This is a genomic window from Micromonospora sp. NPDC049060 (assembly GCF_040649055.1).
GTDB lineage: Bacteria > Actinomycetota > Actinomycetes > Mycobacteriales > Micromonosporaceae > Micromonospora > Micromonospora reichwaldensis.
In genome coordinates, this window is record NZ_JBEZEV010000008.1 from 88,920 (window position 1) to 107,285 (window position 18,366).

The 18,366-nt window shown below is 74.3% G+C and carries 16 protein-coding genes and 1 tRNA gene; 8 read left to right on the forward strand and 9 right to left on the reverse strand.

The genetic code is table 11. The features are described from left to right. Positions 1 to 249: 249 nt before the first annotated feature. Positions 250 to 324 (forward strand) — tRNA-Arg (locus tag AB0B83_RS06180). Between the two features lie 406 nt (positions 325 to 730). Here AB0B83_RS06180 and AB0B83_RS06185 read toward each other — a convergent pair. The 4 genes from AB0B83_RS06185 to AB0B83_RS06200 all read right to left on the reverse strand — a co-directional run bounded on the left by AB0B83_RS06185 (position 731) and on the right by AB0B83_RS06200 (position 5,643). Further along, on the reverse strand, positions 731 to 2,866 hold the full coding sequence (locus AB0B83_RS06185) for a PQQ-binding-like beta-propeller repeat protein (protein ID WP_357577231.1): 2,136 nt from the start codon (positions 2,864 to 2,866) through the stop codon (positions 731 to 733). Between the two features lie 103 nt (positions 2,867 to 2,969). Then, positions 2,970 to 3,521 carry a DUF1772 domain-containing protein gene (locus AB0B83_RS06190; RefSeq protein ID WP_357577232.1) on the reverse strand — a complete coding sequence of 184 codons (552 nt, stop codon included), beginning with the start codon at positions 3,519 to 3,521 and terminating at the stop codon, positions 2,970 to 2,972. Positions 3,522 to 3,854: 333 nt separating this feature from the next. Next, a complete protein-coding gene (gene ligD / locus AB0B83_RS06195) occupies positions 3,855 to 4,814 on the reverse strand; it encodes a non-homologous end-joining DNA ligase (RefSeq protein ID WP_357577233.1) in 960 nt (319 codons plus the stop codon). A gap of 31 nt (positions 4,815 to 4,845) precedes the next feature. Beyond that, positions 4,846 to 5,643: an isocitrate lyase/phosphoenolpyruvate mutase family protein gene (locus AB0B83_RS06200; RefSeq protein ID WP_357577234.1), complete on the reverse strand. Its 798-nt coding sequence runs from the start codon at positions 5,641 to 5,643 to the stop codon at positions 4,846 to 4,848. Positions 5,644 to 5,798: 155 nt separating this feature from the next. On the opposite strand from AB0B83_RS06200, the gene AB0B83_RS06205 reads away from it, so the two are divergent. The 3 genes from AB0B83_RS06205 (at position 5,799) to AB0B83_RS06215 (ending at position 9,147) form a co-directional block, all read left to right on the forward strand. Beyond that, complete coding sequence (locus tag AB0B83_RS06205) at positions 5,799 to 6,251, forward strand: helix-turn-helix domain-containing protein (protein WP_357577235.1); 453 nt, start codon at positions 5,799 to 5,801, stop codon at positions 6,249 to 6,251. 98 nt (positions 6,252 to 6,349) lie between these two features. Next, positions 6,350 to 6,895, forward strand: a complete 546-nt coding sequence (locus tag AB0B83_RS06210) for a TetR/AcrR family transcriptional regulator (RefSeq protein ID WP_357577236.1) — start codon at positions 6,350 to 6,352, stop codon at positions 6,893 to 6,895. A 38-nt stretch (positions 6,896 to 6,933) separates the two neighbouring features. Beyond that, positions 6,934 to 9,147: an MMPL family transporter gene (locus AB0B83_RS06215; RefSeq protein ID WP_357577237.1), complete on the forward strand. Its 2,214-nt coding sequence runs from the start codon at positions 6,934 to 6,936 to the stop codon at positions 9,145 to 9,147. 108 nt (positions 9,148 to 9,255) lie between these two features. Here AB0B83_RS06215 and AB0B83_RS06220 read toward each other — a convergent pair whose 3' ends face one another. Continuing rightward, positions 9,256 to 10,512: an erythromycin esterase family protein gene (locus AB0B83_RS06220; RefSeq protein ID WP_357577238.1), complete on the reverse strand. Its 1,257-nt coding sequence runs from the start codon at positions 10,510 to 10,512 to the stop codon at positions 9,256 to 9,258. Between the two features lie 90 nt (positions 10,513 to 10,602). Here AB0B83_RS06220 and AB0B83_RS06225 point away from each other — a divergent pair, with 90 nt between their 5' ends. Continuing rightward, positions 10,603 to 10,794 carry a DUF2795 domain-containing protein gene (locus tag AB0B83_RS06225; protein ID WP_357577239.1) on the forward strand — a complete coding sequence of 64 codons (192 nt, stop codon included), beginning with the start codon at positions 10,603 to 10,605 and terminating at the stop codon, positions 10,792 to 10,794. 2 nt (positions 10,795 to 10,796) lie between these two features. Here AB0B83_RS06225 and AB0B83_RS06230 read toward each other — a convergent pair whose 3' ends face one another. The 3 genes from AB0B83_RS06230 to AB0B83_RS06240 all read right to left on the reverse strand — a co-directional run bounded on the left by AB0B83_RS06230 (position 10,797) and on the right by AB0B83_RS06240 (position 14,639). Continuing rightward, positions 10,797 to 11,702, reverse strand: coding sequence for a Gfo/Idh/MocA family oxidoreductase (locus AB0B83_RS06230; protein ID WP_357577269.1), 906 nt, complete (start codon positions 11,700 to 11,702; stop codon positions 10,797 to 10,799). Positions 11,703 to 11,912: 210 nt separating this feature from the next. Beyond that, positions 11,913 to 13,139, reverse strand: coding sequence for a glycosyltransferase (locus AB0B83_RS06235; protein WP_357577240.1), 1,227 nt, complete (start codon positions 13,137 to 13,139; stop codon positions 11,913 to 11,915). A 90-nt stretch (positions 13,140 to 13,229) separates the two neighbouring features. Continuing rightward, positions 13,230 to 14,639, reverse strand: coding sequence for a glycosyltransferase family 2 protein (locus AB0B83_RS06240; protein WP_357577241.1), 1,410 nt, complete (start codon positions 14,637 to 14,639; stop codon positions 13,230 to 13,232). Between the two features lie 303 nt (positions 14,640 to 14,942). Between AB0B83_RS06240 and AB0B83_RS06245 the strand changes: the two genes are divergently transcribed. Next, positions 14,943 to 15,338 carry a hypothetical protein gene (locus AB0B83_RS06245; protein ID WP_132231162.1) on the forward strand — a complete coding sequence of 132 codons (396 nt, stop codon included), beginning with the start codon at positions 14,943 to 14,945 and terminating at the stop codon, positions 15,336 to 15,338. Then, positions 15,331 to 15,753 carry a hypothetical protein gene (locus AB0B83_RS06250; RefSeq protein ID WP_357577242.1) on the forward strand — a complete coding sequence of 141 codons (423 nt, stop codon included), beginning with the start codon at positions 15,331 to 15,333 and terminating at the stop codon, positions 15,751 to 15,753. Before AB0B83_RS06245 ends, AB0B83_RS06250 begins: the two co-directional genes overlap by 8 nt. A gap of 124 nt (positions 15,754 to 15,877) precedes the next feature. Here AB0B83_RS06250 and fabG read toward each other — a convergent pair whose 3' ends face one another. After that, entirely contained in the window at positions 15,878 to 16,636 is a 759-nt protein-coding gene (gene fabG, locus AB0B83_RS06255; protein ID WP_357577243.1) for a 3-oxoacyl-ACP reductase FabG, read from the reverse strand. 112 nt (positions 16,637 to 16,748) lie between these two features. On the opposite strand from fabG, the gene AB0B83_RS06260 reads away from it, so the two are divergent. Next, entirely contained in the window at positions 16,749 to 18,332 is a 1,584-nt protein-coding gene (locus tag AB0B83_RS06260) for a DUF4139 domain-containing protein (protein ID WP_357577244.1), read from the forward strand. The last annotated feature ends 34 nt before the right edge of the window (positions 18,333 to 18,366 follow it).

The following is an 18,366-nucleotide window of genomic DNA, read 5'->3' on the forward strand; positions in this document are numbered from 1 at the left end:
CGCATCCGCGGGCGGCATCGGCGAGTGGAACGTCAGGGGTGTATCCGGTGCCCGGAGACACCCGTGAGGTTCCACTCGTGCCGGCCGGAGGGCTTTCCAGCAGCAACATTCGACGCAGGTGGGACAGGGCGGCACCCGTCAGCGGTCCTCCGGCGAACGACACCAGCGGGGCGGGGCGACACGAGGGCGCGCGCCGGATACCGATTCGGCGTTCCGGGGAGACGTTTGCTAGTCTTCTCCAGTCGCTGAGCCCCCGTAGCTCAGGGGATAGAGCACCGCCCTCCGGAGGCGGGGGCGCAGGTTCGAATCCTGCCGGGGGCACCACACCACACCAGTCAACACCTCGCTCATCCGAGGTTGACCGTTCTCCTCCGTCAACCTGAAGACGACGATCACCACGCAAACGCCCGACGACAGGTGTCGTCGGGCGTCTCCGTGCACCAGGGCAGCGGCGAGGCCGTTTCCGGCAGCGAGGCGGCGGTCTTCGACGCACGCCGTTCGAGCCCGACCGGTGCCCCGTCCCGCACGCGAACACCACCCGGCTGGCCCCGCCCGCGCACCCAGGTCGCGTGGTCACGTACTGCTGCGGCCCGGGTGGGGTGTCACCCGGGCCGCCCTCGCGCCCACAGCCGCCGTCCGCGCGGACACCGGCCGGAAGCCGGGCGCGGGGACCGGGTGCGGGCGGGCGGCACCGCGTCGAGCAGGCGGCGGTGCCGCACCGCCACGGGGGTCAGTCGGCGGCGAGGCCGTGCAGGAAACCGTCCTGGTCGCCGACCAGCAGCAGGTCGCCGATGACGACCGGCGGGCTGTAGCAGTAGGCGCTGGTCGTCAGTTGCAGCCGGGAGCGGACGGCCCCGGTGGCCACGTCGAGCCCGACCAGCAGTCCCGTGGTCGTCGGGGTCCACGCGACGCCGTCGTGGATCGCCGCGCCGGTGCTGACCGGGCGGGCACCCAGCCCGGCTGTCCAGCGGGCCTGGCCGGTGACCGGGTCCACCCGGGAGGCGGTGCGACCGCCGTCGTCGAACATCAGCACGTCGCCGCCGTCCAGCACGAGCTTCGGGGCGTAGACGTAGGAGCCGGCCATCGACCAGCGGGGTTCCCCGGTCGCGGGGTCCAGCGCGAACGCGCTGGCCACGGTGGACACCAGGACCAGCCCGTTGGGCAGCACCTCCAGGTTGTCCGCCCAGGGGCCGTAGATGAGGCGGCTGTAGGCGGTGGTGCGGGTGGTGGTGGAGAACGACCAGAGCACGGCGCCGGTGCGGGCGTCGTGGCCGTAGACGTTGCCGTCGCCTGCGCCGGCGTAGACGCGGGTGCCGTCGCTGGCGGCGCGCCCGGCGAACATGCCCTTCCCGGCCACCCGCCACACCGGGTCGCCCGTGCGCGCGTCGACGGCCTGCCGGGTCTCGCCGGCGGAGATCACCACGACGGTACGACCGTCGACCGTGGTGACCAGCGGGCTGCCGAGCACCGGGACACCGGCGTCGTGGGTGAACCGGCGCCGGCCGGTGGCCGCGTCGAGGGCGTGGAGGCGGTGGTCGTCGGAGGGGACGTAGACGGTCCCGCCGTCGGGGGCGAACGCCGGCCGGCCGTACACCGCGCCGATCCGGGTCTGCCAGCGCCGGGACAGTCCCCGGCGGGTGGGCCGGGCGCCGACGACGTTCCCGCCGGTGGTCGCCGCGATCAGCAGGCCGTCCCGGGCGGCCAGGCCGGCCTGCACCGGCGCGCCGAACTGCTCGCTCCAGCGCAGCCGCCGGGCGGTGTCGGGCAGGGCGAAGGTGCGGGTCTGCTCGTGCCAGGCGCCGTCGGCGTCGGTGACCCGTACGGTCATCCGGTGCTCGCCGGGCGGGAGCGAGGTGAGGTCCAGCCCGCCGGTGTAGCGGCGGCCGGCCCCGTCGGGGGCCAGGTTGCGCCACTGGCCGTCGTCCTTGAGCCCGTAGGTGTGCTGCGGATAGAGCTGGGCCTTCACGTTGGCGGTGCGGGCGTGCGGGGCGAGCCGCACGGACACCGCCAGCGCGGCGCCCGCCGGGTCGAGCGACACCGCCTGGGGTCGCTGCCCGGCGGCGGTACGCGGGCCGGCGATCGGGATGTCCAGCACCGCCCGGGCCTCGGCGCTGCCGTCGGCGGCCCGCTGCACGGCCGTGACCTTCAGCACCTCACCGTCGGGGCCGTCGGTGCGCTGCACCCAGTAGTAGATCGCCGAGCCGCGGGTGTCGTCCACCGCCAACTGGGTCACCCCGTTGAAGCGCTGCACCTGCTCGGCGTGCACGTGCCCGGCGAACATGGCCCGTACGTCGTAGCTGTCGAGCAGCCGCAGCAGCCGCTCCTGGTCGGAGACGTAGTAGTTGTCGCCGCCGAACGGGAAGTGGCAGAGCATGACGATCGGCACGCCGCGCGGCACCCGGTCCAGGTCGCGGGTCAGCCACCGGATGCCGGACTCGCCGAACCCGCCCGGCTCCTGGAGCAGGTGGCTCGGGTCCAGCGCGACGAAGTGCAGGCCGTCGTGGTCGAACGAGTACCGGCTCGGCCCGAACAGCGACCCGTACCGTTCACCGGCCGTGCTGTCCCAGCGCCAGTCGTGGTTGCCCGGCACGTGCCGGATCCGGGGTCGCAGCGCCGCCGGGATGGTGTCGAGGTAGGTGTCGTACTCGGCCACGGAGCCGTGCTCGACGATGTCCCCGACATGGCAGACGACCTCCGGGTCCCGGGCGGCGATCTGCTCGTACGTCCAGCGCACGCCCTCGGTCCGCTCGGGCAGGTCCACGTCGATCTGCGTGTCGCCCAGCAGCGCGAACCCCGGCGACCAGGGCCCACCGGGTCGGGGTGCGGGCCGGCCGACGGGCGCGGGAAATGCCGGGAAGTGTGGCATGGGCCACGACCGCCGAACCAGCGATTTCCTGCACATCTCGCCGAGATCCGCAGGAGATCGTCAACATCGCCGGAGAAATGTTCGTTTCCTTGCAGGACCGGGGTTACGCCACCTGGTCGGCCGGGTCCGTGGCGCGCCGTGCCGCCTGGCCGGTGGGGCCCGTGCCGGGCCGCCCCGCCCAGCGCAGCAGCGCGACGAACGCCAGCGCGGCGGTCACCGCCCCGCCCACCAGACGCACCCGGTGCCCGGCGACGAACTCGGCCGCGACCTGACGCAGGTACTCCGGTGAGTGCGTGCCGACCGGGTCGACGAACATGATCTCGTTGCGCGGCCAGAAGAAGAACACGGAGAACAGGAACTCGCAGGCGACGAAGACCACGGCCGCGCCGGCGATCCACCAGCGCAGCCGGCGGTCGCGCCAGGTCAGCACCGCTGCGGCGAGGCAGGCGAGCACGACGGTCGCGCCGAGCGGCGGGAAGTAGTCACTCGGGCCGCCCGCCACCAGGAACTCGCGGGCCCGGTCCAGCGACGCCGGCGGGTCCCCGAAGATGTTCGGGTAGAGCATCACGGTCTCGGCGGCGACGCCGCCGAACGACATCATCGCCGTCCACACCAGAACGACGAGCACCGTCCAGGTGAGCCTGTCGCGGGTCATGGGTCCTCCTGCCGATCCGTCGACGCCGTCCCGGCGCCGTCGGCCGGGTCGTCCCGGCGCCGTCCGCTGGGTCGCCGTCGACGCTAGGTCGGCCGCCGCGGCCCGTCTGCCGCCCGACGGCGTGAAGGCGGGGTCGCCTCTGGACGTACGGCGGCGCAGGCCGGTCGCCCGTGCGCGCGGCCGGGCGTCGCCTCCCGACGTAGCCCGGGTGGACGAGAGGCGACGGACGACGGACGAGCGACGGCAACGGGCGACAGACGACGGGACGAACGACGGCGGCGGTGACGAGCACCGGCAGGGCCGATGGTGGCGGGCGGGGCTGGTGCGCGTACGTCAGCCGGCGGCGCGGCGGGCGCGGGCCCGGCGCTTGCCCTCGTGCATGGCCTGCACCCGGGCGACCGGGATGGTGTGCCCCTCCGCGACCAGGTCCGCCGGGAGCCGCTGCGGCGCGGGCAGCCGCTCGGCCCAGGGGTCGCGTCCGGCGGTCAGCGCCGGGGCGGTGCGGATGGTGAAGTCGGCCGGGGTCACGTCGCCCAGGTCGGCCCAGTCGACCGGGAAGGAGACCGGCACGCCCGGCCGCAGCCGGGGGCTGTAGGCGGCCACCACTGTCGCCCCGCCGGCCCGGGTCGAGTCGACGAACACCTTGCCGCCCCGGTCCTCGCGGATGAAGGCGGTGGTGGCCAGCGCCGGGTCGAGCCGTTCGGCGCGGGCCGCCACCGCCCGGGTCGCGGCGGCCATGTCCTCCACCGTGGCGCCCTCCGCGACCGGCACGAAGACGTGCACGCCCTTGGCCCCGCTGGTCTTGACCGCGCCGGCGAGCCCCGCGTCGGCGAGCGCCTGCCGGACCAGCAGTGCCGCGGCGACCGCCAGCGCGAAGGAGTCCCCCTCCGGCGGATCGAGGTCCAGCACCAGGTGGGTGGGGCGGTGCAGGTCGTCGACCGTGGCCAGGGTGGGGTGGTACTCCACCGCGCGCTGGTTGGCGAACCAGAGCAGGGTGCGCCGGTCGTCGCAGAGCGCGTACGAGATCTCGCGGTGCGACGCCTCGGCCCAGACCGGCGTGCGGGCCACCCAGTCCGGCGTGTACTTCGGCAGGTTCTTCTGCATGAACGGCGGCTGCCCCGGCCGGACCCGGATCACCGACAGCGGCCGGCCGCGCAGCTGCGGCAGGACCTGCTCGTGCACCGCGTCGAGGTAGTCGACCAGGTCCCGCTTGGTCGCGTCGGCGCCGTCGAACAACGGCTGGTCGAGGTTGGTCAGCGACACCCCGTCCCGGGTCTCGTCAGCGCCACTCATCCGACCACCTTCGCGGCCCGGGGGCCGACGGTCAACCGGACGCGGCGGGGCGAACCGCCGCGAACGGATCGCCGCCGGCCCGGACGACGTCGAGCATCCGCTGCGTGTGCCCGCGGGCGGCGGCGTACAGGCCCCCGCCGTAGCTGACCCGGGCCACCCCGAGCGCGGCCAACTCCGGCACCGTGGGGGCGCCGGGGCGGGCGAGCGCGTTCACCGCCCCGGGCACGGCCGCCACCAGCTCGGACAGGATCGCCGGGTCGGCGAGCAGGATCGGGTAGACACAGTCCGCGCCGGCCGCGAGGTAGCGGGTGGCCCGGCGGACCGCCTCCGGGAGCAGGGCGGCGGGGTCGCCGCCGCCGGCGAGGAAGACGTCGATGCGGGCGTTGAGCACCACCGGCACCCCGGCCGCGTCGGCCGCCGCCCGGACCTCTGCGAGCAGGTCGGCCTGCGCCCCGGCGTCGACCGACCGGCCGGTACGCGGGTCGGAGTCCTCCAGGTTGAGCCCGACCGCACCGGCGTCGAGCAGGCGCTCCACCAGGTCGGCGGGGCGCAGCCCGTACCCCCGCTCCAGGTCGGCGGTGACGGGGACGGCGACGGCGCGGGCGAGGCGGGCCACGGCGGCGAACATCTCCCCCGGCGGGGTGGCCTCGCCGTCGGCGTGGCCGAGCGCCTCGGCGACGGCGCTGCTGCTGGTGGCCACGGCCGGGAAGCCGGCGGCGGCGATCTGGCGGGCGGAGCCGGCGTCCCAGGCGTTGGGCAGGATCAGCGGGTCACCGGGCCGGTGCAGCGTGCGCAGCGCCGCCGCCCGGACGGTGAGGTCGTCGGTCATACGCCGATTCTCGGCGGACCGGCGCCCGGGGCGCAGCCCCGATCCCGTGTCGATGGGCCTTGCCGCTTCCGCCGGCGACGGCGCACGGGCGACACGGTTTGTCGGCGGGGAACACCCTCTGTGACCATGAGGGCGGAGCGTGAGGAGGCATGGGCATGCCGCAGGGGAACAGCGACGGCACCGGCGGGCGGGCGTCCGAGGCGTGCGGGGCGGTCGACGGGTCCCTCGCCCCCGGCCAGGCCACGGCCTGCACGGTCCGCGAGGTGCTCGACCGGGTGGGCGGCAAGTGGAGCATCGGCATCCTCGTGGCCGCCTCCCGGGGCCCGGTGCGCTTCACGGAGCTGGAGCGCCGCGTGGAGGGGATCAGCCGCCGGATGCTCACCCTCACCCTGCGCAACCTCGAGCGCGACGGTCTGCTGCACCGGAAGGTCCACCCGACCGTCCCGCCGAAGGTGGAGTACACCGCCACCCCGATCGCGCTGGAACTCCACGAGTCGCTGGTGGCCCTGACCCGCTGGGCGGAGCGGCACCGCAGCGCGATCGCCGACGCCCGGGCCAGGTACGACGGGACGCACGACGGGGGTCTCCCGCCCGTCCCGCAGGGGTAAACCCCGGCCGCGTGTGGGGAACGCCACGCCCTCCATCTGACCGATCGGTCAGGGTCTGACCGATCGGTCAGGCATGCTGGTCGGGGAGGTGGACCGGCATGGCGCGGATGGTTCCGGAGACGCACGACGAGATCCTTGCGGCGGCGGCCCGACGCTTCGCGACGACCGGCTACCGGGGCACCTCGTTGCAGGACATCGCCCGCGAGGTGGGCTGCTCCAAGGCGGCGGTGCTCTACCACTTCGCCAACAAGGAGGCCATCCTCACCGAGCTGATGGCCCCGGCGATCGACGTCCTCCAGGCGCTCGACGAGCGGATCCGCGCGCATCACGGCGCGGACGCCCAACGGGTCGCCGCCGAGGGCTTCGTCGACCTCGCGGTCCGTTTCCGTCGCGAGATCGCCCTGCTCCGGGGCGAGTTCCCGGAGCTGCTCCAGCAGCCCGCCTTCGCGCACATCCAGCGGATCTCCGAGCGGCTTGTCGACGCGCTCGCCGGGCACCCGGAACGCCCGTCCGCCCGGATCGTGGCGCTGGTGCTGCTCGCCGGCATCTCCGAGACCTGCGGGGAGTTCGCCGACATACCCGACGAGGAACTGCGCGCCGCCCTGCTGGCACTCGCCCGGCGGGCACTGGAGCCCGTCGACTGATTCCCACCCAACCATCCACGACCGAGGACAAGGAACTCATGGCCACCCTGCTCTACCGGCTCGGCCGGGGCTCGATGCGCCGGCGGCGACTCGTCGCGGCGATCTGGCTCGTCGTACTCGTCGGTCTCGGCCTCGCCGCCGCGACCCTGCGCGGCCCGATAGCCGACAACTTCACCATGCCCGGCACCGAGTCGCAGCGCGCCCTGGACCTGCTCGCCGAGCAGTTCCCGGCGGCGAGCGGCGCGACCGGCACGATCGCGGTCAAGGCGCCGGCCGACGGCGCGCTCGCCAGCCCGCAGGGGCAGGCCGTGGTGAAGGAACTCACCCAGGAGGCCGCCACGCTGCCCGGCGTCGTCGGCGCCGTCGATCCGTTCCAGGTGGGGGCGGTCTCCCCCGACGGCCGGTACGCGCTGGTCCAGGTCCAGTTCGCCACCGGCGCCGACGAGGTGACCGACGCCCAGCGCGACGCGTACGAGAAGGTCGGCGAGCGGACCGAGGCCCAGGGCTGGGAGGTCGCGCCCGGCGGCGAGGTGCTCAGCAGCGTGCCGGAGGTCGGCTCGACCGAGGCCATCGGCGTGGCGGTCGCCGCGATCGTCCTGGTGGTCACCTTCGGTTCGCTGGTGGCGGCCGGGATGACGATGCTCAACGCGCTGATCGGCGTGGGCGTCGGCATGGCGGGTCTGTTCGCGATCAGCAGCGTGGTCGACCTGAGCAGCACCGCGCCGATCCTCGCCCTGATGCTCGGCCTCGCGGTCGGCATCGACTACTCGCTCTTCATCACCTCCCGCTACCGGCAGAACCTGATGGAGGGGCTGCCACCGGACGAGGCGGTGGGCCGCGCGGTCGGCACCGCCGGCTCGGCCGTGGTCTTCGCCGGCGCCACCGTCGTCATCGCGCTGGCCGGACTGGCCGTGGTGAACATCCCGTTCCTGACGGTGATGGGTCTGGCCGCCGCCGGCACGGTCACCATCGCGGTGCTGGTCGCGATCACTCTCCAGCCGGCCCTGCTCGGCTTCGCCGGCCGCCGGGTGCTGCCCCGCAAGCTGCGCTCCACGGTCGGGGACGCCGCAGCCGGGGACCGGGCGGGCGACGCCGCCGACGCGGGCACCCCGCCGGCCGAGGACCGGTCGGGCTTCGGGTTCCGCTGGGCGCGCCTCGTCACCCGGTTCCGGGTGCCGGTCATCCTGGTCGGGCTGATCGGGTTGGGGCTGCTCGCCCTGCCCGCGCCCGACATGCGGCTGGCGCTGCCCGACGCGGGCACCGCGCCGGTCGGCTCGGCCGCCCGGGAGTCGAACGACGTGATCACCGAGGGCTTCGGGCCCGGCTTCACCGGCCGGCTCGCGGTGGTGGTCGCCGGTGACACCCCGCAGGCGACCTCGGCCGCCATTCCGCAGGTCACCGCGCTGATCCAGCGCACCGAGAACGTCCTCGCGGTGGCCCCGCCGCAGCTCAGCCCGGACGGCCGCACCGCGCTGCTCGGGGTGGTGCCGAAGACCGGCCCGACCGACGAGGCCACCGAGACCCTGGTCAACGACGTCCGTGCGGAGGTGGGCGGGTTCCCCGACGTCGACGTGCTGCTGACCGGGGCGACCGCGATCGGCATCGACGTCTCCGAGAAGCTCTCCGACGCGCTGCCGGTGTACCTGCTGCTGGTGGTGGGCCTGTCGGTGCTGCTGCTGATGCTGGTCTTCCGCTCGCTGCTGGTGCCGGTCAAGGCCGCGCTCGGCTTCCTGCTCACCGTCGCCGCCACCTTCGGCATCACCGTGGCGGTGTTCCAGCAGGGCCACCTCGCCGACCTGGTCGGCCTGGACACGCCCGGTCCGCTGGTCAGCTTCCTGCCGATCCTGCTGATCGGCATCCTGTTCGGCCTGGCGATGGACTACGAGGTCTTCCTGGTCTCCCGGATGCGGGAGGACTTCGTGCACGGTGACACCGCGCAGCAGGCGACCATCAACGGGATGGGGCACGGCGCCCGGGTGGTGACCGCCGCCGCACTGATCATGATCTCGGTGTTCGGCGGCTTCGTCTTCCTCGACGATCCGGTCATCAAGTCGATGGGCTTCGCGCTCGCCATCGGCGTCGCCATCGACGCGTTCGTGGTCCGGATGACCATCGTGCCGGCCGTGATGTCGCTGCTCGGCAAGCGGGCCTGGTGGCTCCCCCGTTGGCTGGACAAGATCCTGCCCAACGTGGACATCGAGGGCGAGGGCCTCCGCGCCCACCTGGACGAAAAATCCCCCGCCCACCCCTGACCCACCCACCGCTTGGTCGATCATGCAGTCGTGGTGCCCCGCACAACCGGCGAACCCGGCTGGAACGGGCACCACGACTGCATGATCGCCGGGACTGGGTGGCCCGCGTCAGACGCCGGCCGGGTAGGTTTCCATCTCGCCGGGAGTGGTCAGGGCCGGGAGGGGGTGCAGGGCCGTGGTCTCGTCGCACCAGATCAGGGCGTCGTAACGCTCCCCGAGGCGGGTCGGCACGTAGTTGCCCCACGACTCGAAGGACGGGTCGTAGACCACCCCGATCGCCCGGTGGTCGGCGGTTCCGGTGACCCAACCGGGCTGGTCGTCGCCGCCGAAGACCAGCACGGCCCGCTCGGGCATCAGCTCGTGCAGCCGGTGCTCGACCGAGCCGGGGCGGGCCGGCGGCACCACCATCGCCTCGGCCGGCGAACCCCAGCGGGGCGCGGCGATCACCGTGCCCCGGTAGCCGCCGAAGCCGACCAGGACCACCTCGTCGGCGCCGTGCCGCTCGCGGGCCAACTGGCCGATGTTGACCATCCCGTCGGCGGCCATGTCGGTGGCCCGGGCGTCGCCGACGTGCGTGTTGTGCGCCCAGACGACGCCCCGCGCGCCCGGGCCGTAGCGCTCCAGCAGCCGGTCCAGGGTGTCCGTCATGTGCGTGTCCCGGATGTTCCACGACTCCGGCCCACCGCCCACCATCGCCCGGTAGTAGCGCTCCGCGCCGGACACCACCTCCGCGTTCTGCCAGGCCGAGAAGCTGTCCGGACCGTCCGCGGCGGCCTGTTCGCGGGTACGCGCCAGCAGGCGCACGACCTCCTCCTCGCAGCGGGCGGAGACGAACCGGCTCGCCATGCCGTACTCCTCGACCCGCTTGCCGTACGGCTCGAAGCAGCGGTACGCGTCCTGCGCCGCCTCCAGCGATCCCGGGTCCTCCTCGCCGAGATAGTCGAAGATCGCCTGCATGGACTCCCACAGGCTGTAGACGTCCAGGCCGTGGAAGCCGGCCCGGGCGTCCTGGGGCCGCTCCACGTTCCACGCCCGCAACCAGGAGCAGAAGCGGGCCACCTCGGCGTTCGCCCACATCCAGGTCGGCCAGCGCTCGAAGCGCTCCAGCGCGACGCGCGGGTCGGCGGCCCCGCCCGGGGCGGCGGTCACCGAACGGTGCACCCGGTCGCAGTCGGGCCAGTCCCCCTCCACGGCCACGAAGGAGAACCCGCACTCGGCGATCAGCCGGCGGGTGAGCTGTTCGCGCAGGCGGTAGTAGTCGTAGTTGCCGTGCGTCGCCTCGCCGATCATCACGATCCGGGCGTCCCGGACGCGCTCCAGCAACGGGTCGAAGTCGCTCGGCGCGCCGAGCCGCTGAACCAGCATGCCGGCGGCTACCCGGCGCGCCGCCGGAGCAAACCGCCGAACGTCGATCGGCGGGCGTGTGCCGGCGGCCTGAGCGGGTAGGCCGCCGGCATGACCGTCACCGGCGTGCAGTTGCAGGAGTACCTGGCCGGGCTCGACTACCCGGTCTCCCGGGAGGACCTGGTCCGCTGGGGCCAGGAGAACGGGGTCAGCACGGCGATGCTCCAGACGCTCCGGGCCCTGCCGGCGGAGGAGTTCGACTCCCCCGCCGAGCTGAGCGAGGCCCTCAACCCGCTGGCCTGACCTCAGCTCGGCAGGTCAACGGTGCGCCCCTCGGCGCGGGCGGTCTCGGCGGCGGCGAGCACGGCCACGACATCGCGGCCGAAGCGCACGTCGCAGCGGTGGTCCCGGGTGCCCGAGCCGATCTCCTCCAGCAGCTGGTCGATCGCCACCCCGAGGGCGGTCGCCGCGTCGCCCTGGCCCGCCGGAGCGGTCTCGACGCCGTTCTCGCCGTAGAAGACGAACTCCCGGGCCACCGCCTCCTGCGGGCCGTCCAGGGTCAGCGACACCGTGCTGGTGGCGCCCCCGTCGTGGGTGAGGAGCAGGTTGACGAGCCCGTTCGGCCCGTCCATCGCGGCGACGCGGGTGACCCGGCCGAGCACCGGCAGGACGAACGACAGCGCGTGCGGGCCGATGTCCCACAGCGCGCCGTGCTCCCGGCGCCAGGGCGAGGCCCCGTAGGGGCTGCCGGCTTGGAAGATGGACGCGAACCAGAGCGCCCTGGCGGTGTGCCACCCGCCGACGGCGGCCGTCGAGGCGAGGAAGGCGGCCACGTCGGGCCGGTAGCGACCGGTGAAGAAGACCACCGAGGCGACGCCCGCCGCCTGCGCGGCGTCGACCACCCGGTCGGCGTCGGCGACGGTCAACGCGAGCGGCTTGTCCAGCAGCAGGTGACGGCCGGCGGTGGCCGCGCGGACCGCGATGCCGGCCTGGACGTCCGGCGGGAGGGCCACGGCGACCGCGTCGCAGGCGTCGATGAGCGCGTCGGCGTCGTCGAACGCCGGCACCCCGTAGCGCTCGGCCAGGGCCGCGGCCTTGCGCGGGTCCCGGCCCCACACGCCGGCGAACGCGACCCCCGGGTGCGCGTGCAGCGCCGCGGCGTGCGTCTCGGCCGCCCAGTGACCGGTGCCGAACAACCCGAACCGCACCACGAGCACCTCCACCGTCGTCGCGTCACACCACGGTACCCGCGGCCATGCGCCACGCCGCGCCCTGTGCCGGATGTCGTCGGCGCGCCCGCACGGTGGTCAGGTGGCGGCTGGTTGTTCGGCCGCGCGCCGCCCCCTTCCCGGTGCCCGCCCGGCCGGCACGTGCGCACCCGCCGGCGGGTCGTCACGGCTGACCCGCCGGCGACCGGGTGCTCAGCTCCGCAGGGCGGTGGTCAACCGCTCCGCGGCGAGCTGGGCTCCGTCGGGGCTGATCGTGGCGGCGAACGCCCGGGCGCGGGCGGCCACCTCGGGCCGCAGTGCGGCGCTGAGAGCCGCGGTCAGCGACTCGACGGTCGGTACCGCGCCGGAGTGTGCGCCGCCGATGCCGAGCGCGGACACGCGGCGCGCGAAGTAGTGCTGGTCGTAGACCTGCGGGATGACTACCTGCGGCGTCCCGGCCCGCGCGGCCGTGGTCGTGGTGCCCGAGCCGCCATGGTGGACCACCGCGGCCACCCGCTTGAACAGCTCCTGCTGGTTCACCTCGCCGACGACCAGGCAGTCGGGCGCCCGGACGGCAAGCGAGAGGGGCGCCCAGCCCCGGGAGACGACCAGGCGGCAGCCGACCGCGCGCACCGCCTGGACGGCCGTCTCCAGCAGGCCCGGGGGTGCGGCGACACTGCCGAATCCGACGTAGACGCACGGCTCGTCGCTGGCATCCAGGAAGGCCGTCAACTCGGGTGGCAGCGCCCGCTCGTCCGGCAGGAGCCAGGCGCCCGGTTGGTAGACGGTCCGGTCGGCGGCGTCCGGCCAGGGCGCCAGCGTCCGGTCGACCGCCAGCCACGGCTGGTCGGTGTGGATGTGGGCGCTGACGTCCTCGACCGGAACCAGTCCGATCGTCGCCCGGAGCGCGTTGAGCGGCGCGCCGAAGGTGTCGTTGACGTGCCGCTGGTTGGCGGCCCACAGCTCGCGGTTGTCCGCGGACGCGGGCGCGGGCGCCTCCCCGAGGGCGGGCAGCGGCAGCGGAGCGTGGTGCGGTGAGGGAAGGGCCGCCGGGCAGAACGCCGTGAAGACGTACGGTATGCCCCGCTTCTCCGCCACGGTGCGGGCGGCGATCTGGAGGCCGGTCGACGCGACGACGGCGTCGCAGTCCCGGGCCGCCGCCGACAGCACCTCGAACTGGATGCCGATGGAGGACTCCGCCAGTTGACGCACCTGCGCCGGCGACGGGCGGGGTACGGCGGCCCGCGGCCTGGGCGCCGCCGACCTGCGCCAGGGCGGGCCGACGGGCACGAAGGGGATCTTGAAGGTGGCCACCCACCGGGCGAAGTCCGGTGGGGCGCAGAGGCGAACCTGCAGGCCGAGAGCTTTCAACCGCGATGCCAGCGCCACCAGTGGTTGGACGTCGCCGCGTGACCCGAGGGTCGACAACAGTACGCGCATGATGCTCGCCTTTCCGGCTGTAGCGACGGATCCGGGCACGGTGCAGCGAGCCGGGACCCGCACGTCGGGCCCGGCCGCACCGTCGATCTGCTACCTCGCCGGGGGACGCCCCGGCGCCAGTGCCGTGGGTCGTGTCCTGGCGGGAACCTGGCCGGGCACCCGGCGCGCGGCGCCGGGCACGGGCTGACGGGCCAGTAGTGTCAGCACGTCACCGAGCCCCTCGACCGCGCGCAGCTCGGCCACGTACTCGGCGGCCTGTGCCTGGCGCAGGTAGTCCAGCGTCTGCGGGTCGGCGGCGCACATCCCCGGCGTCGCGTCGGCGGTGGCGACCAGGTGGACCTCGCCGGCCAGCTGCACCGAGGCGGAGATGAACTGGCAGAGTTCCGGCCACAGCAGGTACCGCCAGAAGTCGACGCTGACGACCGCGTCCATGCTGCCCGCCGGCATGGGTGGGGCCACGCCGAGCAGGTGGAAGTTGGCCGGCCCGACGGGAGCGGAGTAGTCGTAGGTGAGCGCCGAGGCGGGCAGCCTCGCCTCGGCGCGGCCGGTGCCGATCCAGAGCGCCTTGGGTCCCCGCAACTTGCCGGCGAGGCGCGCGACGGCGGGCCCGATGGCGCAGGCCGAGCGCTCGACGCACTCGTCGACGAGCGACCGGTAGTACAGGATCCGCCGGATCGCCTCGTACCCCATGACCGCGGTGAGGAACTCCCACTCGAGGCAGGGGTACAACCTGGCCGCCTGCTGGAAGTTGGCCTTCATCTCCATCCAGTTGCGGGTGATGTTCTTGTGGTGCGGCAGGTGGACGACCCTGGCCTCGTCGTCGTAGCCGAAGTTGACGCCGTCCGGCAGGCTCCGGTCCACGCGGTAGAACAGCTCGACGTCCTCCACGCCGTAGCTCAGACCGAACGCCTCGCGGTAGCCACCGACCTTCGTGAAGAGCGAGGTGGAGAGCGAGATGTTGTGCGTGTAGGCGATCACCCAGCCGGCCCGCAGCCAGTCGCCGCCGTCGTCCGGGAGTCCCGTCGCGAACCGCAGGTCGCCACCGTGCGGGAAGGCACGCGCGATCGTGTCCGACTCGCCGGCCAGCACGGCCGGGAGGTCCGCCAGGCCGATCTCGTCCCGCCGGCCGATCAGCACCGCCGCGTTGCCGGGCGTGCCGTGCCACGCCAGGTGCCTCTCCAACAGGTCGGGCACGGCCCACGAGTCGGCGTCGAGGAAGACGAGCAGGGGTGCGGTGGCAGCCCGCGCCCCCTCGTTGCGGGCGGTGGAGCGGCCCTTGCGCCGGGGAAGTTCCACCACGCGCAGGCGGAGGCCGGCACCTTCGGCGAGGGCCTCGGCGTACCCGTCGGACGATCCACCGTCCCGGACCACGATCACTTCGAAGCGCTCCGGCGGCAGCGTCTGCCGGGTCAGCGCCCGCAGGGTCAGCGCGAGGCACTGCGAATCCTGGTAGGTCGGCATCACCACGCTCAGCGCCGGGGGGATGGTGGGCAGCGACATGGCGATCCTCTCCGTCAGACGAACGTGCCGTCCGAATGTGGCGACGATGGCCCGAGAATAACGGTCCGCGACGTTCCGCTTACCCGCGAGTAGGGGTCAATAGGGGTACCCCACTGTCCTCTGACGACATTCGTCGCCGCCTCGGCGGAACACGCTCCCACGCCCGCTGGCCCGACGCCCTCGGACCACCGAGAGCCGGGACGGACGGAGGCCGGACCCCTGACAGGAGGCGGCGGGTGACGGGGTGTACTACGCGGGTTAGTAGGCTGTGCCGGTGACCGAGACACACCCCGGACGACCCCGATGACCAGCGCGGCGTCGGCGGGTTCGCCGGTGGACGGGCTCCTCGCGACCGCCTCGATCGTGCTGTCGCTCCTCGTCGCCGCGTGGGCGCTGGTCGCCACGCTGCGGCACCGCGCACCGGACCGGGTGCAGTTCGCCGGCCTGGCCGTGCTGGAGGTGGCGCTGCTCGCGCTCGCGGCGGTGGCGCTGGTGGCCATCGGCGGCGGCGAGCGGCCGGGCGAGCCGGGGGCCTTCTTCGGGTACGTCGCCACGGTGGTCTGCCTGCCGCCGCTGGCCTGGGTGCTGGCCCGGATGGAGCCCACGCGCTGGGGCTCGGCGATCGTCTGCGCGGTCTGCCTGGTCACGCCGGTGGTCGTCGTACGGCTCCAGCAGACCTGGGAGGTGCTGGGTGGCTGACGTACGCACCCCGGAGGCGACGCGGACCAACGCCGGCCCGGGGCGGCTGCTGATCGCGGTCTACCTGCTCTTCGCGATCGCCGCGACGAGCCGCGCGGGCCTTCAGATCGCCACGAAGTTCGACGAGGCGCCCGTGGCGTACCTGCTCTCGGCCCTCGCCGCGGCCATCTACATCGTCGCGGCGGTGGGGCTGGCCCGCGCCGGCGCCGCAGGTCGGCGCGTCGCCCTCGCGTGCTGCGCCGTGGAGCTGGTCGGGGTGCTCGGCGTCGGCGCCCTCAGCCTCGCCGACCCGGAGCTCTTCCCCGACGAGACGGTCTGGTCGCGGTTCGGCAGCGGGTACGGCTACATCCCGCTGGTCCTGCCGGTGCTCGGCCTGCTCTGGCTCTGGCGCACCCGCCCCGCCCCGGCGGCCTGACGGCCGGCCCCCGCCCCGCCCGGCCCCCTCGGCGTCGATCATGCAGTCATGGCGCCCGTTACGGCCACTTTCGCCACTTCCGCGGGACACCACAACCGCATGATCGACGGCACCGGTCGTGGGGTCAGTCCTTGGGGCCGCCGGCCACGTAGATGACCTGGCCGGAGACGAAGGAGGCGCCCTCGCTGGCCAGGAACGAGATGGTGTGCGCGACGTCCTCGGGGCGGCCGACCCGGCGTACCGCGATCTCCGACTCGGCGTGCTTCTGGAGCGCCTCGAAGTCGACCTTCATCCGGGCGGCGGTGGCGGCGGTCATGTCGGTGACGATGAAGCCGGGCGCGACCGCGTTGACGGTCACCCCGAACGGGCCCAGCTCGATGGCGAGGGTCTTGGTGAAGCCCTGGAGGCCGGCCTTCGCGGCGGCGTAGTTCGCCTGGCCCCGGTTGCCCAGCGCCGAGGTGCTGGAGAGGTTGACGATCCGGCCCCACTTCGCCTCGACCATGTGCTTCTGGGCGGCCTGGCTGAACAGGAACGCGCCGCGCAGGTGTACGCCCATGACCGTGTCCCAGTCGGCGTCGGTCATCTTGAACAGCAGGTTGTCGCGCAGCACGCCGGCGTTGTTGACCAGCACCGTCGGGGCGCCCAGCTCGGCGGCGACCCGCGCCACGGCCGCCTCGACCTGGGCCCGGTCGGACACGTCCGCGCCGACGCCGAGCGCCCGGCCGCCGGCCGCCACGATCGCGTCCACGGTCTCCTTCGTCGCCGACTCCTCGATGTCGACCACGGCGACCGCGAGGCCGTCGGCCGCCAGCCGCCGGGCGGTGGCCGCCCCGATCCCCCGCGCCGCGCCCGTGACGATGGCGACCCGCTGCTCCTCCGACATGCCTACCTCCCGGTAACTTACGCTCGATCGAAGGAGCTTAACCCAGCCGTACGCCGACGCTGGCCCGGCGCGGGACGCCGGTCACGAGCATCGCCCGGCTACTCTCGCCGCCGTGGAGGCAGTCGAGATCGAAGCACCCGTCGTCGGGGTCACCGTCTATCCGGACCGGGCCCGGGTCACCCGTCGGGGCAGCACCCGGTTGGCCGCCGGTGAGCACCGCGTACGCGTCGCACCGTTGCCGGTGGGCCTGCGGCGGGACTCGCTGCGGGTCGGCGGGCGGGGCGCCGCCACCGTGCTCGGCGTGGACGTCACCACGTGGCGGCAGCCGCGCAGCACCGACGGGCAGGTCCACGAGCTGGAGCAGCGGAGCCGGGAACTGGCCGACGCGCTGGCCGAGGTCGACGACGCGTGCGAGGTCGAGACGCAGCGGGGGCAGTTCCTCACCCGGCTGGCCGACCGGGCCGGCGGCACGTACGCCCGCGCGCTGGCCTCCGGTGACGCCGCCCCGACCGACGTGGCCACCTTCGCCGACTCGGTCGCCGGTCAGCTCGCCGACTCCCAGCGCCGTCGTCGCACGTTGGCCCGGCAGCGTACCGACCTGACCGAGGAGCTGGCGGCCGTCGAGCGGCAACTGGACGCCACGCGCGGCAAGCGGAGACCGGACCAGCTGGTCGCCGAGGTGACAGTCTCGGTGGACGCCGACGACGACGAGCTGGACCTGGAGCTGAGCTACCTGGTCGACGGGGCCCGCTGGCAGCCCTCCTACGATCTGCGGCTGGTCGACGACACCATGACCGTCACCTGGTTCGGGCTGGTCAGTCAGGACACCGGCGAGGACTGGCCGGAGTGCGTACTCGAACTCTCGACGGCCCGGCCGGCGGCGGCGACCCGCGTACCCGAACTGACGCCCTGGTATCTCGACCGGCTCCGGCCGGTGCCGCCGCCGATGCCGAGGGCGGCCAGCTTCGGCGCGATGCCGGCACCCGCGGCACCCGCCGGTCCGCCCGCCGGGGCCGTGGCCCGGTCCGGCGCGCCGCGCCCCGAGATGCGCGAGAGCGTGGCCACCGTCGAGCAGGGGGTCACGGCGGCCACCTACCGGCCGGCCCGCCCGGTCGCGGTGCCGGCGGACGGCAGCGCCCACCGGGCCACCATCGCCGTGCTGGAGCTGCCGGCCCGGCTGGACCACGTGACCGTGCCGGTCCGCGCGACCGAGGCGCACCTGCGTGCGACGGTCCGCAACACCTCGTCGCACACGCTGCTCCCCGGCCCGGCGGCGGTCTTCCACGGCGCCGACTTCGTCGCGGCCACCCGGCTGCCGGTGTGGGCGCCCGGCGAGGAGACCGAACTGGCGCTCGGCGTGGACGACCGGGTACGGGTGGAGCGGAAGCTGGGCCGGCGCGCCGACACCCGGGCCACGCTCGGCTCGACCCGGCGGCGGGACGTGGAGTACCGGATCAGCGTGGCCAACCACACGCCCCGGCCGGCGAGCGTGGAGGTGCGCGACCAGCTGCCGGTGTCCCGGGACGAGGCGGTGGTGGTGCGGGAGTCCACCCTCGTCCCGCCCCCGGCCGAGCGCACCGAGCTGGGCGAGCTGACCTGGCGGCTCCGGCTCGGGCCGGGCGAGAGCGGCGAGATCGCCATGGGTTTCCGGGTCGAGATCGCCAAGGGGGTCGAGCTGGCCGGCTGGCGGGAGTGACCGGCCGTCCGCCGGGGTGGGCGGACGGCCGTCG